The sequence below is a fragment of the Brucella oryzae genome (assembly GCF_041929965.1).
GTDB classification, from domain to species: Bacteria; Pseudomonadota; Alphaproteobacteria; order Rhizobiales; family Rhizobiaceae; genus Brucella; species Brucella oryzae.
Genome location: NZ_JBHEEO010000005.1, coordinates 11875 through 27785, shown reverse-complemented (window position 1 = coordinate 27785; position 15911 = coordinate 11875). Strand labels below are relative to the sequence as shown.

Below are 15911 nucleotides of genomic sequence, written 5' to 3'. Positions count from 1 at the left end.
ACGAACAGCCCGACGGCTGACAAGGCCTCCGACTGTATCCCTTCACGCCAATGAACCGATATTCAGGCCATATTCTCACGGTTTCGGCGCCACGCGCCAAGATAGCCCAAACCGAGCGCGAGAACTACACCAAGCCCAATCCCGGCAATGCCGCCCCCAGCTCCCAACACCACGGTTTTAGGTGGCCAGCTGCGACCGATCGGAGGAACGGCGGTCGAAATGATCCGAATATTGGTTGCATCGAGCTGCTGGCGCTGGCTCGTTTCCGAAGAACGGGTCAGGAACGTATTATAGATCGATACTTTCACGGCCATGTCACGTTCGAGGTCCGAAAGCTGAACTTGCGCATCATTGTCAAGCGCGACGGCAGACCGTGCGGAAGCTGCCTGTGCATTAAGCGCGGCTACAACGGCATGTGCCTGATCAAGGTCAACCTTGGCCGATTGCAGGATACGCGCCCGTTCCTGCACCATCTGCTGTTCCAGCCCCGCAAGCTGACGTTCCGTATTTATAAGTTCCGGATAACGCGGCCCATAGGTCATGGCAAGAGCATCGTAGCGCTGTTTCAGCGACGCATATTGTCCACGCAAGTTTGTCATTGTGGGTGACTGCAAAGTGCTTGCCGGACTGACTGCACTGCCCGTATCTCTTGTCAGCTCCTGATAGCGCGTGCTCGCATCGGCAACTCGGGCTTTGGCATCCACCAGCTTGGAGTTGATCTGCGTCATCGACTGGGTGCTGACGAGTTCGCCACCCGCGGTCTGCAAACCATGTGCCCTGCGAAACGTTGCAACTTTCTCTTCCGCTTCGGTTGCTGCTTTCTGTAAGGAGGTCAGGCGTTCGGATAGAGCGGCAGCAGCGCGCCCTGCACCATCTGCATCTGCCTGTGCAACTTCTTCCTGAAAGGCATTCGCCAGCGAATCGGCAACTTTCACGGATTTCTCCGGATTATCCGTCCAGACGGCAATCGTAATCAGATAGGATCGTTCAGGCCGTGCGACATTGATCCGTTGCGAAAGTGCGCGAACCGCCGTCAGGGTATCATCTTTTGGACCCGCCGGTTTGCTGAGACCCAACATAGCGCGAAGATCAAAAACCGGTGGCGGAGGAACAAACTCCTCATCCTCGTTCAGTTTCAAATCCGTTACGACCCGCCGGAGTACGTTGCCGGATGTCAGGATACGCATCTTGCTTTCGATATCGAGAATCTGACTATCCGCCTGCAGACTCTGGGCATAGACGTCGTTGGGCAACAACTGAAGCCCCGAAGGTGGAACCAGCAAGTCCGTATAGGCTGTGTATCGCGGCTTTGCCGTCATGCCATAAGCGAACCCGGCCATGCCTCCTATTATTGCAAATGCCGCAATCAAAACCCACCGCGCACGCATCCAGGCCAATGCTTCAAACAGATCGAGTTCAGGCAGCATCAGCCCCTTCTTTGCGGGAGCAACCGTTTCAGAAACCTTTTGTGTCTCACGAACAACATGCGTTTCGTGCCTGACTGCGCGTAGACGGTCATCGACAGAAGCCAGATTTTCACTGTCCATCTCCGTTACCCGTGCTTTCAAGGCGAGGTCGCGCAAAGTGTACATTAGTCGTTCCTAAAGTTCCCTGAGTAGCGTGAACATCGCGCCACTGTTTTTCTTAGGCTTAAAGATTAAAAAATTCGGTTAATGAAAAGCAATCATCTGCAAAAGTGTCACTAAAATGCAAATGACCGTCATTAATCCTGTAGTTTCTCATAAATTTCAGGCGACATGCTTGGCATCCCATGTTTTTCGGGATTAAGAGAAAGGGAGGCATTTATCTCACCATCAGAAACTTTACGGAAAATAATCCGGTTCTCTGCCATAAGCTTCTCTTGAAATTCCAAGCGTCTTTTATTCTCCCAGAAGTACGCTGGGCTAGAGCGGCTCGAAAATTCGGTATGGAAACTTGAAACGCCATTGGTCGACATTACTGTCCTACGCAGCTTCTAGCGGCAGCCTTTTCGCAGCAAACATCGCACAGCTTTTTACATTTGCTATTCTGGCGCGATATCTCGGCTCTCACGAATTCGGTCTGTTCGTAACGGTGATGGCAGTTTGCAGCATTGCTACCTTCATCTGTGGTCTTGGGGGAGCTGAATGCCTTGTACGTCGCGTGGCACAGGATCGAGCGATCTACCCGGCAATGCTTGGCCACAATCTCATTCTCATCGCAATAACTGGCGTCATCCTCGTCGCCGCCGGGATGGTGATATTACCAATCTGGCTGAGCAGTTCTCCAGAGTTTACAGAAAATCCAGCCGGACTTTTCCTGTTGCTTGTCACGAATATTGTGCTGGTGCGTCTCATTCTGCTGGTCGAACAGATTTATATAGCACATACCGATTTTGTATCCGCCAATCTCTCAGTCGTCGGGTTTGCCATTGCCCGCACTATTGGCGCGGTAATCGCCTGCCTTGTATTCGGGGTCTCGACGGTTGTCGGATGGGCCTATTGGCAGTTTGGGGTTCATATATTAGTTGCTGTTGTTTACGCCTTGTTCTTGCGCAGGCTCGGTCAGCCACAATACATGATCGTGCGCGACGAACTGCGGCTCGGCCTCATGTTTGCATCGCAGTTCATCTTCAAGGCAGTGCGCCAGAATGCCGATCTTCTGCTACTCGGCACATTGATGCCGCCAAGCGTTGTCGGCAGTTACGGTGTCACCCGCCGCATCATCGACAGCAGCACATTGACAATCGAAGCGATGAACCGTCTAGTCTACCCCCATCTGGCTCGTGCAAGCGCAAACGGCATACATCATGCTCTGCCAATCACGATGCGCCTGCTCGGCGCCGCATTTGCAATCGGCATATTCACATCGCTGACTGTATTTATTATTGCGCCTTACCTGCCATATCTGTTCGGCAGTGAATACGACACGCTGGTTTCCTTCTGCCGCACACTTTGCTGGATCACGGTGTTTGTTGCCTTGTGGTCGATAGCAGTCGATCTTCTGGGCGCGGCGAGCCAGCACAGCTACCGCACTGCGGTCTTGAACACTGGCAATATTCTGGGCGCACCATTTCTGGCATTGGCTACCTGGTATGCACCAATCACCGGAACTTTCGCGGCCATTTACGTAATTGAAATCAGTATCGTGCTGGCATCGTGGAGCTGCGTTATCTACCTCGTTCGCCGGAGTCGTGATGCGGAAGAGAAAAAAGGCGCTTTCAAGCAGTTGGGGGCTTAGATCGCGCATATCTCTGGGATGATCTCATCACGATAGACAAGAACAAGCAGCGTGTGCTTAGCCCGGTCAGAATATGGTCCCGTATTGCGAGGCCTACAAGAAAAGCAGATGCGGCCAGTCGCAAGATTTTCATCACGGCTCTCTTAGAACCTTGCTTTCGATCCAGTCGGTTGGTTTGCGACGCGGCTGAAAAAAGCCGAGCGGAAGTGCAGCCGCATGAAATATCCATGCGACCACTGCATAGACACCCAATTCGATACTACGTGACCGAACAGACATTACCACAAACGGAACCGCCACAATTACGGCTGCTACCAGAATTGCCAGCGGCCATCCCGGCACGAGAATAAGAGAGGCGATAATCGCCAGCCACCAAAGATAAACCGCACCCCAAAGCCGTAGTTCCGGCAGTTCACGGAACAAGTTTTTCTGATGTGGGCGCCCGATCGCGGCGCGCAACACTTCACCAGTCCCACGCAGATATTTGCTTCTCCATCGTCGAACCAGGAGCTTGTATGCAGTCATCGTATAGCCAAAATGCTGTACGAAAGGACGATCCAAACGATATAGCTTCCAGCCATTGGTACGCAGGCGAACCCCCGCATCAAACTCTTCATGGCCATGAAGATTACGATCCGAGAAATATCCTGCTTGCTCGATCGCGCTGCGTCTGTAAAGCCCGCCGCCATTCATGCGATCAATGTCACCTGTGCGTGCTTCGGGTGAGTGTCGTTTCGCACGGCGCTGGAACTCCAGACTTTCCAAAATCTGGTCCACCACATGGCCTGTCACGCCGCCCACATCAGGATGCTTGTCGAAGTAATCGAGTGCCTCCGGCAGGAAATCAGGCTCGAGTATCATGTCGCCGTCAATCAGGCAGATATAGGGCTGTGTCGAATACTGAAAGCCCAGCTGCGGACCCAGACCACAGCTGGGCTGTGCCGGCGGCACGATCTGTACAACCCTGATTGGATAGGATCGTGCAATCTCCGTTGTGCGATCCGTGGAACCACTATCGGCCACGATCACTTCCACTTTTCCGCCAGGCAGAGCTTTCAACGCGCTCTCCACAGCCTCGGCGATGCGCTCTTCCTCATTCAAAGTTTTGATGATAATCGAAACTGACATCGTTACCCTATTTGCGAGAAAGCATGTGCATAGCAATCTAATGGCTGGAGGCAGTCAAGCCAGCATTTCATAGTGTTCTTTAGTTTCAAATCTACTAAACACTTTATCTATCAAATGAAATTCGGCGTACTCACATAATTGAGATTTCCTAAGTTTAGCAGGCTCTGAAAGAACTTTATGCTGGCCTCTGATTTTGATATTCGCGTTCATAAGAACACTGAACAGTTATCCACCGACTGGCCGGATGCTGATGACAAAACCGGCAGCGCATTTTTTGTGTTTCAGGCCAGGTCCTTCCTAAAGGCATGGGAAGCAAGTTACGGGCAAAAATCCGGTGTGCAATTATGCTTGACCGAGGTTCGCCAGCACGACGGTGTACCACTTCTTTTTCTGCCGCTCGCTATTACCCGTGTCTACGGTTCCCGGGTGCTTTCATTTATCGATGAAGGCGTAAGCGACTATAACGGGCCCATCGTGTTTCCAGCTGCAGCGCAGCTGTCTCAAGACACGGCGATACGTATTCTCGAATCTGTTGTCGCGACGGTCCCTTCTCACGATGTGATCGCATTCTGCAAAATGCCGGAGTACATCGAAGGCGTTGCCAATCCTTTGTGGCAGCTAACAAACCTGCCATCAGAAGCATCAACACACGCGATTTCCCTGACACGCCCAATGGAGGAGATCGAGCAATCTATACAAGGCATAAAAAACCTCAAAAAGCGTGACAGGACACTTCAAAAACTGGACGGATTTCATTTTTATGTGACGCGAACCAAAGCCGAACGGCAGTCTGTGCTCGAGACCATGTTACGTCAGAAACAACGGCGTTTCGAAGAAACTATGGTCCCAGGTTTCGATGCCCATCCTGAAAAACAACGTTTTTTCGAGGAAGCCACCGAGCAGCTTGCCCGGTATGATGCTTTGCATCTTTCAGCACTCACAATTGGAGAAACAATATTGGCCACTATGTGGAGCGTCGTTCGCAATGGCCATTACTGTGCAATGATTACCACTTTTGAAGACGGCAAGTGGAGCAAATTTTCACCGGGCAAAGTAATAATTTTGCGTCTGCTGCATATGCTTAAAGCAGACGGCTACCGATGTTTCGATATGGGCTATGGAGACGAACCATGGAAGCAGGGGCTGCGCGACCAGACTGTCCCTTTGCGGGACTATATTCGCGTGACCACTCTTCGGGGGCGCATGTCGCGATTTCTCGGCCGATCCCTGGAATGGGTACGCGCCACCGCGGTTTACCACAGGTTGCGCCCGCTGAAATGGCAGTTATTGCGCAGACTTCGATAAAAACTACGTCGCGCGCATTGGCAGACGCACCGTAAACGTCGACCCTTCACCCAACTGTGAACGAACAACCAGACGGCCGCGATGGCGCGCAAGAATATGCTTAACGATGGCAAGACCAAGACCTGTGCCCTTTTGGGCCCGGCTTGTTTCCACATTGATCCGGTAAAAGCGTTCTGTCAAACGCGGCAAATGCTCAGCTGCGATGCCCGGACCGAAATCCTGAACCGACGCAACGACTTCCGGCGCGCTGCCACTATCGTCCTCATCGAGTTTGACGATAACACGTTTGCCTGCCTGTCCGTATTTGCAGGCATTCTCGACGAGGTTTTGGAAGACCTGAATAAGCTCATCACGCGCACCGGTGACCATAACAGGATGATCGGGCAGGTTGCGCCCGATACTAATATCGAGGCCCGCTGCCAACGGCGTCAGTGTATCAGCGACGTGATTGAGAACGGCAGTCATGTCAACGCATTCATTGACCGTCAAATGCGCTCGCATTTCAAGTCGTGACAGAGACAAAAGATCATCGATCAGGCGCGACATGCGCTCAGCCTGTTTCTGCATTATGTCCAGGAAACGATCTCGCGCAGCCTCATCGTTTCGGGCTGGTCCTTGTAACGTTTCAATGAATCCGCGAAGCGACGCGAGAGGCGTCCGCAATTCATGGCTCGCATTCGCAATGAAGTCCGAACGCATGCGATCAATGCGACGCGTCTCGCTTTGGTCGCGAAACAGCAGAACAAAAAGTTCAGGTCTTCCATCCTTACCCGGCAAAGCCTTGACCATGGCCTTGAACCAGCGATCAATAGGGACGCGTTCGAAATACTCAATGCTTCGCGCCTCGCCGTCTGCAATAACGCCTTGAATGAGCGCGTGCATTTCCGGCGCACGAAACCGCAGATAAAGCGCTGTGCCAATTTCCAGTGACTGGAATGCGTCGATAGCCGCAGAATTTATGAATAAAACTGTGCCGCTATGATCGAAGACGATCATCGGATCAGCCAGAAGGTCTCCCAGACGCTCGCCCGACACTCCCGCCATTTCGGTGGGCGCTATGTTCTTCACCGGTGCTTCATCTGGCTCACTGCTCGCAACTTCACTTGCAAGCCACACAGCGCCAAGAACGACAACAGCCAGAAGACCTGCGCGAAACCAGAATGGAAGATCGAGGGCCAACACGCAGACCGCAAGAACAATGCTGGCGATCACAACGCCCTTGACCCGGAGAAGCGGTTCGAAAATCGAGTTCTCGGCTTCTGATTCTGGACCGGTGCGGTTGCCTGCCTCGCTCATGCTGTTTCCTTCTGCGGTTGTGGCATCGACTTTATCCGGAAATGTTCGAACGTCCTTTACGGAACTTCCAAACAGCCCATATCATGCTTTGATATAAACGAAAGGGAATTGCCGTGGGTGACAGTTCAAAGACAGCTAACAAAAAGAAAGACAAAAAAGACACTGCAAAACCAGCTGACAAGCCAATCAAGCTGAAAATTGGCGGTGTGGGGCGTTCGTTTGACATAAGCGATCCCAAATTGCCGAAATGGATCGACGACAATGCACTGCAGTCGGGTGGATATCCTTATCCATCCAAGATGAAGTCAGATGAATATGAAGAGACGCTTGAGCGACTTCAAATCGAACTCGTCAAACTGCAATACTGGCTTCAGGATACAGGCGGACGTGTCATCAGCGTTTTCGAGGGACGCGACGCTGCAGGCAAGGGCGGAACCATTTTTACAATCCGCGAGTTCATGAATCCAAGAACCGCACGTAATGTTGCCTTGCCTAAGCCGACCGAAACCGAACAGGGGCAATGGTATTTCCAGCGCTATGTTGCACATTTTCCAACTGCGGGTGAGTTCGTCACATTTGACCGCTCATGGTATAATCGTGCCGGCGTTGAGCGTGTGATGGGTTTTTGCACCCAAACGCAACTGGAGACGTTCTTGACCGAGACACCCGATTTCGAGCGTATGATCGTTACAGACGGCATTCATCTATTCAAATTCTGGCTGGATATCGGTCAGGAAATGCAGCTCAAGCGCTTTCATGAACGCCGTCACAGCCTACTTAAAAACTGGAAGTTCTCACCGATGGACGTGGCGGGCATTTCTCGCTGGAATAGCTATTCCGAAGCACTCCACACAATGCTCGAAAGAACCGACACAGGTTACGCCCCTTGGACAATCATCCGTTCGAATGACAAGAGGCGCGCCAGACTGGCTGCAATCCGGCGCATCCTTTTGACATTGCCCTATGAAGGCCGAGACCTTCAGGCAATTGGGGCCGAGGATCAATCGATCATCGGGCGTGGCTCTACATTCGTCACCTCGTCATCGGCGGAGATATAAAACAAGCTTGGCTGGTGCGGTGTCTTTTCCCACAGATGCGGCACTCGCACCAGCTGCCATAGTGCGCGCCAGGCCGAGATCGAAATCAGCATCCAGTATATCGGGATTGAGAACAGGTAGGCATAACCTCTCAACTCCGTCGGTTCCATCGTTCTCGCACCCAGAAGATAGAAACTCAGATAGGCCAACAGAATATTCGTCACATCAATCCCCAACAGCCAGATACCGTGTGTCGTCAACGGTCCAAACAACATGGTGATCATCAAGACCGCGAACATGGCCAGCATCAAGGGATGCAAAAGCGCCGAACTGATTATGCCAAAAGTATAAATCTGATTGACGGTAAACCTGAACCAGCCAAGTTCGCGCCATGTGTTATGCGGCTGGCGTCCGTGGACTAGCCATGTCTGCATCCAGCCTTTGAGCCAGCGTGTTCGTTGTTTGCGCCAGACATCATAATTTACCGGCGCATCCTCAATCGTTCCACGCGTGATGACACCAATGCGATAGCCGAACCGGGCAAGTCTCACACCAAGATCGGCATCTTCCGTGACATTGTAGGCATCCCAGCCACCCACCTCTTCCAGGCAAGATCGCCGGAAGTGATTTGAAGTTCCGCCAAGTGGAATGACAAGCCCCCGAGACGCGAGCCAAGGTAAGAGGCCGCGGAAAAGTGCGGCATATTCAAAGGCAAACATTCGCGTGAGCAAATTATGGCGGAAATTTCCGATTATCAGCGGAGCTTGAACACAGGCCAGCTTATTACCTTCAGCCCGAAACGTCTGCCATGCTTCCAGCAACTGATCAGGATGCGGACGATCCTCAGCATCAAAGACCGCAACAATTTCACCTCGTGCAAATTGTAAAGCATAGTTCAAAGCCTTCGGCTTTGTCTTCGGCCCTCCGGATGGCACGAGAACCAGTTCGAAATTTGACGGTAGTCGTTCACGACGTATGGCAGCTATCGTATCAAAGTCATCCTTTTCGCAGACAAGCTTGATATCGAGTTTGCTGGCCGGCCAGTTCAACCGTTTCAGGCCCAAAATGAGTTGGCCAACCACTTCCTGTTCTCGATATAGCGGGACCAGGACGGAATAATTCGGTAAATCGCGTGGTCTATATTTCTTGATTTCAGTAAATTTCAATCGTTGCCCGGAAACTGCTGCAAACAATCGAATTGTCACACATCCAAAGAAGAATATCGACAGCGCGACATGAAGCACCAGCAGAGTCATCCCTGGCCAGTTGAACAAGCAGGCGAGGAATACATAGATTGCCATCGCAATGATGAATGCCTGCGGCGTATCCAAAACGCGTGCCGCTGAAAGCAACTGCGGTGTCATTTCATGAGCCCGTGCAATCAGATCCTTTTGATGGCGTTGACGCATGATCTGCTTCAAAAGGGCTGGTGTGCAGATACGTATTCTGCTCTTCAATGTCGGTGTCGCTTGAATATAATCTCGAAGAGTTACGATGCGATTTTCCGACGGGGCGATATAGAGATAACTGCCACCGTCCGCGCCGAGCACCATAACTTGTCCTACGTCAATGAAAGCCGATGGTTTCTCCTCGCCTGATACAAAAATGCGCGACGGTAAAGCCTCGCTTGTGAACTCCACTCCCAGAAAGTCAGCAATTGCTGCATAAACGACTGTTTCTGAAACCTCACCTCGCTGCACCAGTTCCGCGCAAAAAGATGTTCCATGGTGAACAGCCGCAGTATAAGCCCCTAACAAAGCTTCTCTGGGCACGCCACATTGTTCCAATCTGGCTGATATGGCACTGCATACCTCCAGATCGAACACACTCGATACACTACTCATAGCACCCCCGCACTATTGAATATTCATAATTTATGTTTTAGGAATTTACATTTATACTAATTTCACCAATGGTTTTATTAGGTGTTTTCTTTGGTAAAACTCTCAGCTCGAAGGTATTACACTGCAAAAGAATTGCAACCTTTATTTTTATAGCACCTTGGTTGAATATCACGCGCCGCTCGATTTTTCAGTTAACGCGAAATTATAGGGAAAAGGGGAAAAGGGGGACATGAAACGCAACCTTTCAAGACTGCTGATCGCGCTGACATTCACGTGTGGCACTCACGGCGTCTGGGCTTTAGACTCCCAGCCGGAAGCCCCTTTCTTCATGAGCCAGAGAGAGCGCCTGCCCTTGCCATCCCTGCAAGCGCTCAACCGACTAAGGTTCATCACAACGGTCGATTTCCCCCCTTTTAATATGCTGGGCGATCAGGGGCAGCTTTCCGGCTATAACGTCGACCTTGCCAAGGCTCTTTGCCGTCAATTGGGCGTCGATGACATATGTCAGATTGAAGCCGTGCCCTGGAATGAGCTTGAAGAGCGACTGCTTAGCGGGCAGGCAGAGGCCATCATAGCGGGGTGGAGACCGACCGAGGCAAACCGCGAACAATTTGTCTTTTCACGATCCTATATGCGATTGCCTGCACGATTTGCCACAACCAATGCAGACGCATTTAGCGACAACGCGGTTATGGCCACAAAGGGCAAGATTGTCGGTGTGATTGCGGGAACAGCACATGAGCAGCTTCTGAAAAGCTACTTCCCTCAGGCGATCGCCAAACCTTACCCCGACGAGTCCCTCATGCTCGCCGATCTCAAAGGCGGTAAGGTAAGCGCTGTGTTCCATGATGGTATGTCGCTTTCGATCTGGCTGGACGGTTCTGAAGGTCATTCATGCTGTACGTTTGCAGCTGGGCCCTATCTTGCACCGCAATATCTTGGCAGTGGCCTTAGCATCGCCGTGGCACAGCAAAACATTCCTCTTGTCGACGCCTTCAACAATGCCCTTCAGGCCCTACAGCAGAAAGGCACCTTAACGGAGCTCTATCTGCGTTATTTTCCCAACAGCTTTTATTGAACGGAACATCAGACGGATCTGACCGATAGAATCGGACCACCTATTGCGTGCCATTTTGACGCAGCAAAGATTCAACAGCAATCGAATTTTCACATATTTTTGAAACTTCCGATATATCGATACTTACAGCATAAAAGTAAAATTATTTTCTATCAGATATATAAGCCGAACTTAGCGTTTAAAAGTCGACCTCAATATGTAAGATCCAACGTGAATTGCGCCGCTTTTAACATAAAAACCCCAACAAATACATCCATTTATTTTGACTTGAACAAATCACCCTCTCATCAATAATTAAGTTGAGGGAGAAGGAGGATTTATACAATGTTCGATGGTGTACCTGCTCAATGGCACAAAACTCCGGAACAGACGAAGCGCTCGCCCAATGAGGCTGCCTACGTGTTTCTCGGCATCATGCTTGCGGCACTCAGTGTACCGGCAACTTTTCTAGGGTGGGCAATCGTTCAGAGTATCGCATCGCTGTTCTAAAACCGGTGCAGCCCTTTTCGAAGGGCTACCGCAAAGAATTTCCAGTCTTGCCAAGGAGTGCAAGCCTAGGCTGATGTAAAAAAGCCCCGCCTTTCGGCGGGGCTTTTTGGTACTAAGACTAACTAGATTTGGCTATCAGCCTGTCCGCTGGGACCAGTTGTTTCATTCACATCTTCATCCTCCGGCTTCTTCGGAGGCTTGCGCGCTATCAGGCTGTAGAACATCGGAATGAAGAACGTAGCGATGAACGTTGCCGCCAACATGCCGCCGATAACGCCCGTACCGATCGAGTGACGGCTTGCCGAACCGGCACCCGTACTGATCGCAAGCGGCACCACACCGAGAATAAAGGCCAGCGATGTCATCACAATCGGACGGAAGCGCAGACGAGCCGCCGACGCCGCCGCCTCAATGGCGGACTTGCCCGTCTCTCGTTCAAGCACCGCGAATTCCACAATCAGGATCGCATTCTTCGCCGCCAGACCTATGAGTGTCACCAGACCGATCTGGAAATACACGTCATTCGTCAACCCGCGCAGATCCGTCGCCAACAATGCACCGAAGATTGCAAACGGCACTGCGGTGATGACGGCGAGCGGCAGGCTCCAGCGTTCATACTGTGCAGCAAGGATCAGGAACACCATGACGAGACCAAAGATCATAGCCTGAGTGCCTGTGCCGCTGGTGGTCACTTCCTGATAGGCTGAGCCGGTCCATGCAATCTGATAGCCTTGCGGAAGAACTTCCGCCGCCACTTCCTGCATTGCCTTGATCGCATCACCAGAAGTGAAACCCGGTGCCGGATTACCGGTAATCTTCGCTGCATTGAAAGCATTGAAGCGTTCCAGCTGATCCGGACCGACAATACGCTTTACGGTCACAAGAGCATCGAGCGGGATCATGCTACCGGAATTGGCCCGCACAAAGACATGCTTGAGATCGCTTGGGTCGCGACGGAACTCAGCTTCCGACTGCAGGTTGACCTGATAGTTGCGACCAAACAGCGTGAAGTCGTTGACATAGAGGCTACCGAACGTTGCCTGCATTGCAGTGAACACAGAGTTGATCGGCACACCCATAGCCTTTGCCTTTTCGCGATCAAGCTGGATGTCGTATTGCGGAACATTCGGATCGAACGTTGTACGCACGCCCTGCAGTTCCGGTCTCTTGGCCGCAGCGTCGGTAATGAGCTTGGTTGCACGCGTCAACGATTCCACGCCGCCGCCCGTACGATCCTGAACATAGAGTTCAAAACCGCCAGTCGTGCTGAGACCCATGATCGGTGGCGGGTTGAATGCAAGAACAAGCCCGTCCTTGATGCCCGCATTCATCGCCATGATAGCACCGGGAAGATTGCGTGCATCGGTTTCAGGCGTCGTACGCTCCTTCCAATCCTTGAGCATGATGAACATCGTGCCTGCGCTGGTTTTCAGGCCACCCGACAGAAGGTCGAAACCAGATACCGCAAAGACGCTTTCCACCGCAGGGCTCTTCCGAATATTCGCGCTCGCCTGATCCAAAACTGCCGTTGTACGTTCCAAAGAGGCAGCTGGGGGAAGGACCGCGACGCTGAACAGGAAGCCCTGATCCTCATCTGGCAACAGCGATCCCGGCACCCTTTCGAAAAGATAATAGGTAGCGCCAAGAAGACCCGCGAAAATGATCAGACCGATCGCAGCACGCTTCAAAAAGAAGCGAACGCCACGAGAGTAACCGTCTGTCACACCCTCGAAGAAGCGGTTGAATATGCGGAACGGTAGCATCGGCTCATGATGACCTGGCTTCAGAATCAGAGCGCAGAGCGCCGGTGTCAGCGTCAAGGCCACTAGACCGGACAGCGTCACCGAAATCGCGATAGTAACGGCGAACTGCTTATACATTTCACCGACAAGACCGCCCATGAAGGCCACAGGAATGAACACAGCGCAGAGCACGAGAACAATTGCGATAACCGGTCCCGTCACCTCGCCCATGGCCTTGATGGCGGCCTTGCGCGGCGACAGTTTCTCTGTCGTCATAATGCGTTCGACGTTTTCCAATACCACGATAGCATCATCGACCACGATACCGATTGCCAGCACCAGACCGAAGAGCGTCAAGAGGTTGATGGAGAAGCCGAGCACATACATGCCCGCAAATGTACCGATAATAGAGATCGGCACTGCGATGATCGGGATGAGCGTTGCCCGCCAGTTCTGCAGAAAAATGAATACAACCAGGACGACGAGAATGATCGCCTCGATAAAGGTGTGAATCACCTCCTCAATGGAGACTTTGATGAACTTCGTCGTATCGAACGGTATCGAATAATCGATCCCTGCCGGGAAGCTCGCCTTCAGCTCATTCATACGGTTTTGAATGAGTTCCATCGTGTTGAGCGCGTTCGCGCCGGGTTGCAGATAGATCGCAATCGGGACAGCAGACGTGCCGTTGAGATTACTGTCGACGAGATAGCTTTCTGTACCGAGTTCGACGCGGGCAACATCCTTCAGACGAAGGGTCGCGGCGTTGGGGCTTGAACGCAGGATAATGTTCTCGAATGCCGCAGCATCCGGCAGACGCCCCTGCGTCGTCGCCGTATAGGTGAACGGCCCGGCTTGCGGGTCCGGCTGATCGCCGAAGCGACCGGCAGCAAACTGCGCATTCTGCTCCTGAATAGCCGTCGATACATCGCTAGGCGTTAGATTATACTGCGCCAGCTTATCCGGACGCAGCCAGACGCGCATTGAATAATCGATATTGCCAAGCAGCTGCACGTCGCCAACGCCCTGAAGACGTTTAAGGTCATCGACCACGTTCAGGAGAGCATAGTTACCGACATAGGTGCGGTCATAGCGATCGCTGTCGGAGAACATGGCAACCATGCCCAGAATCGTGGTGGAACGCTTGTCCACCGTGACACCAAGACGTTGCACTTCCTGCGGAAGCGACGAGGTCGCACGCTGTACGCGGTTGTTGACGTTGATGGTGGCCTGATCCGGGTCAGTACCCAGAGCGAAGGTTACCGTCAGCTGCATGGTGCCGCTACCGAGGCTCGAGGACTGCATATAAAGCATGTTCTCGACGCCGTTGATCTGCTGTTCCAACGGCGCAGCAACTGTCTGCGCCACCGTTTCAGCACTTGCACCGGGATAGGTCGCACTGACAACGACCTGTGGCGGCGTCAGTTCGGGGTACTGGGCAATCGGCAGAATCCGAATACAGATCAGGCCGGCCAGCACGAGCACAATGGAGATGACCGCCGCGAAAACGGGGCGGTCGACGAAGAATCTATTCATTGCTTGCCTGCCGCCTGTTCTTTGCCAGCTTCAGCCCCAGCCTTGTCCGGCGATGCCTGATTGCTTGCTTCAGTAGCTGCGTCGACTGGATTCACGGGCTTACCCGGAGCGGCCTTGATGAGGCCTTCAGTTATGACCCGATCACCTGCATTGAGACCTTCAGAAACCAGCCAAGCGTCACTCAATTCACGCGCAACAGTGATTGGCCTCACTTCGACAACGTTGTCCTTGTTGACCACGTAGACAAACTGCGTTTGCGGCCCCTGAAGCAATGCTGCTTTCGGGATGGTGATAGCGTTCTTGACCTGAATACCGAGGATCACAGCACGGACGAACTGACCAGGGATCAGGCGACGATTTGGATTCTCAACGACAGCACGGGCACCAAGCGTGCCTGTTTCCGTATCAAGTGACGACGACGTGAAATCGATCGTTCCTTCATGATCGTAAGCATGTCCGTCACCGAACAGGATCTTGATCTTGAGACGATCGGCATCTTCACCGGTGGCACCGCGTTCAGCGCGCAAACGATCAATTTCGGCTGCTTCCGTATCGGTGAAGGAGAAGTTCACGTAGACCGGATCGAGTTGGGTAATCGACGTCAGAAGGCTGGAGGAGGCATCTGTCCCGATAAGACTACCCTCATTCACCTGCTCAAGGCTTGTGATACCGCTGATTGGTGCAGTTACCTTGGTATAGCTCAGATTGAGCTCTGCGGTACGCAATTGCGCCTTGGCTGCTGCCACCGACGCCTTATTCAAGTCGCGTGTAGCGAAAGCAGAATCACGAACGGCAGTACTCTGCACCTTCTGCTGCACCAGCTGTTCTGCACGTTCCGCATCACGAATGGATTGCTGATATTGTGCTTCGGCCTGAGCAACCTGTGCCTGAGCTTTTTCAAGCTCCGCCTCATAAGGCGCAGGATCGATCTCGAACAACACTTCGCCCGCCTTGACTTCCGTACCTTCGGTGAAATTACGGTGAAGCAATATTCCACCCACGCGGGCGCGCACCTGAACATCACGATAAGCGCTAATGCGCGCTGCATATTCATAGGTAACAGGTACATCATGCGGCTCAACCACAATTACGGAAACCTGCGGCGGAGGCGGCGTAGCACCCCCCGGTGCTTGCGCCAGAACGGGTTGCCCCGCAAAGGCAAGAAATGCGGCCCCTGCCGCAAAAAGCCGAATAGAACGGTTCATAGTCATGATGGGAGTGCCCTTGCTGTCGCGCG

Annotated in this window: 12 protein-coding genes; 5 read left to right on the top strand and 7 right to left on the bottom strand. The window is 52.5% G+C overall.

Annotated elements, in window-relative coordinates:
- Positions 1 to 62: 62 nt before the first annotated feature.
- Together JNC70_RS06405 and JNC70_RS06400 are read right to left on the bottom strand one after the other, a co-directional pair.
- Positions 63 to 1592: a GumC family protein gene (locus tag JNC70_RS06405; RefSeq protein WP_104756154.1), complete on the bottom strand. Its 1530-nt coding sequence runs from the start codon at positions 1590 to 1592 to the stop codon at positions 63 to 65.
- Between the two features lie 131 nt (positions 1593 to 1723).
- Positions 1724 to 1852: a hypothetical protein gene (locus JNC70_RS06400; RefSeq protein ID WP_280952361.1), complete on the bottom strand. Its 129-nt coding sequence runs from the start codon at positions 1850 to 1852 to the stop codon at positions 1724 to 1726.
- An 83-nt stretch (positions 1853 to 1935) separates the two neighbouring features.
- Between JNC70_RS06400 and JNC70_RS06395 the strand changes: the two genes are divergently transcribed.
- On the top strand, positions 1936 to 3219 hold the full coding sequence (locus tag JNC70_RS06395; RefSeq protein WP_104756155.1) for a lipopolysaccharide biosynthesis protein: 1284 nt from the start codon (positions 1936 to 1938) through the stop codon (positions 3217 to 3219).
- Positions 3220 to 3351: 132 nt separating this feature from the next.
- Here JNC70_RS06395 and JNC70_RS06390 read toward each other — a convergent pair whose 3' ends face one another.
- Positions 3352 to 4347: a glycosyltransferase family 2 protein gene (locus tag JNC70_RS06390; protein WP_104756156.1), complete on the bottom strand. Its 996-nt coding sequence runs from the start codon at positions 4345 to 4347 to the stop codon at positions 3352 to 3354.
- Between the two features lie 177 nt (positions 4348 to 4524).
- On the opposite strand from JNC70_RS06390, the gene JNC70_RS06385 reads away from it, so the two are divergent.
- Positions 4525 to 5652: a GNAT family N-acetyltransferase gene (locus tag JNC70_RS06385; protein ID WP_104756157.1), complete on the top strand. Its 1128-nt coding sequence runs from the start codon at positions 4525 to 4527 to the stop codon at positions 5650 to 5652.
- A gap of 3 nt (positions 5653 to 5655) precedes the next feature.
- Here JNC70_RS06385 and JNC70_RS06380 read toward each other — a convergent pair whose 3' ends face one another.
- Positions 5656 to 6948: an ATP-binding protein gene (locus JNC70_RS06380; RefSeq protein WP_104756158.1), complete on the bottom strand. Its 1293-nt coding sequence runs from the start codon at positions 6946 to 6948 to the stop codon at positions 5656 to 5658.
- A 113-nt stretch (positions 6949 to 7061) separates the two neighbouring features.
- On the opposite strand from JNC70_RS06380, the gene ppk2 reads away from it, so the two are divergent.
- The gene (gene ppk2 / locus JNC70_RS06375; RefSeq protein ID WP_104756159.1) at positions 7062 to 8006 is read left to right on the top strand and encodes a polyphosphate kinase 2; all 945 of its coding nucleotides are present in this window, start codon (positions 7062 to 7064) and stop codon (positions 8004 to 8006) included.
- On the opposite strand, the gene JNC70_RS06370 is transcribed toward ppk2, so the two are convergent.
- The gene (locus tag JNC70_RS06370) at positions 7949 to 9829 is read right to left on the bottom strand and encodes a glycosyltransferase family 2 protein (RefSeq protein ID WP_104756160.1); all 1881 of its coding nucleotides are present in this window, start codon (positions 9827 to 9829) and stop codon (positions 7949 to 7951) included. The genes ppk2 and JNC70_RS06370 overlap by 58 nt on opposite strands.
- 229 nt (positions 9830 to 10058) lie before the next feature.
- On the opposite strand from JNC70_RS06370, the gene JNC70_RS06365 reads away from it, so the two are divergent.
- Positions 10059 to 10907, top strand: coding sequence for a transporter substrate-binding domain-containing protein (locus tag JNC70_RS06365; RefSeq protein WP_104756161.1), 849 nt, complete (start codon positions 10059 to 10061; stop codon positions 10905 to 10907).
- Between the two features lie 324 nt (positions 10908 to 11231).
- Entirely contained in the window at positions 11232 to 11396 is a 165-nt protein-coding gene (locus JNC70_RS06360) for a hypothetical protein (RefSeq protein WP_006466025.1), read from the top strand.
- Positions 11397 to 11518: 122 nt separating this feature from the next.
- On the opposite strand, the gene bepE is transcribed toward JNC70_RS06360, so the two are convergent.
- Both bepE and JNC70_RS06350 read right to left on the bottom strand, forming a co-directional pair.
- Complete coding sequence (gene bepE, locus JNC70_RS06355) at positions 11519 to 14674, bottom strand: multidrug efflux RND transporter permease subunit BepE (protein WP_104756162.1); 3156 nt, start codon at positions 14672 to 14674, stop codon at positions 11519 to 11521.
- Positions 14671 to 15885, bottom strand: a complete 1215-nt coding sequence (locus tag JNC70_RS06350) for an efflux RND transporter periplasmic adaptor subunit (protein ID WP_104756163.1) — start codon at positions 15883 to 15885, stop codon at positions 14671 to 14673. Before JNC70_RS06350 ends, bepE begins: the two co-directional genes overlap by 4 nt.
- Positions 15886 to 15911 lie beyond the last annotated feature (26 nt).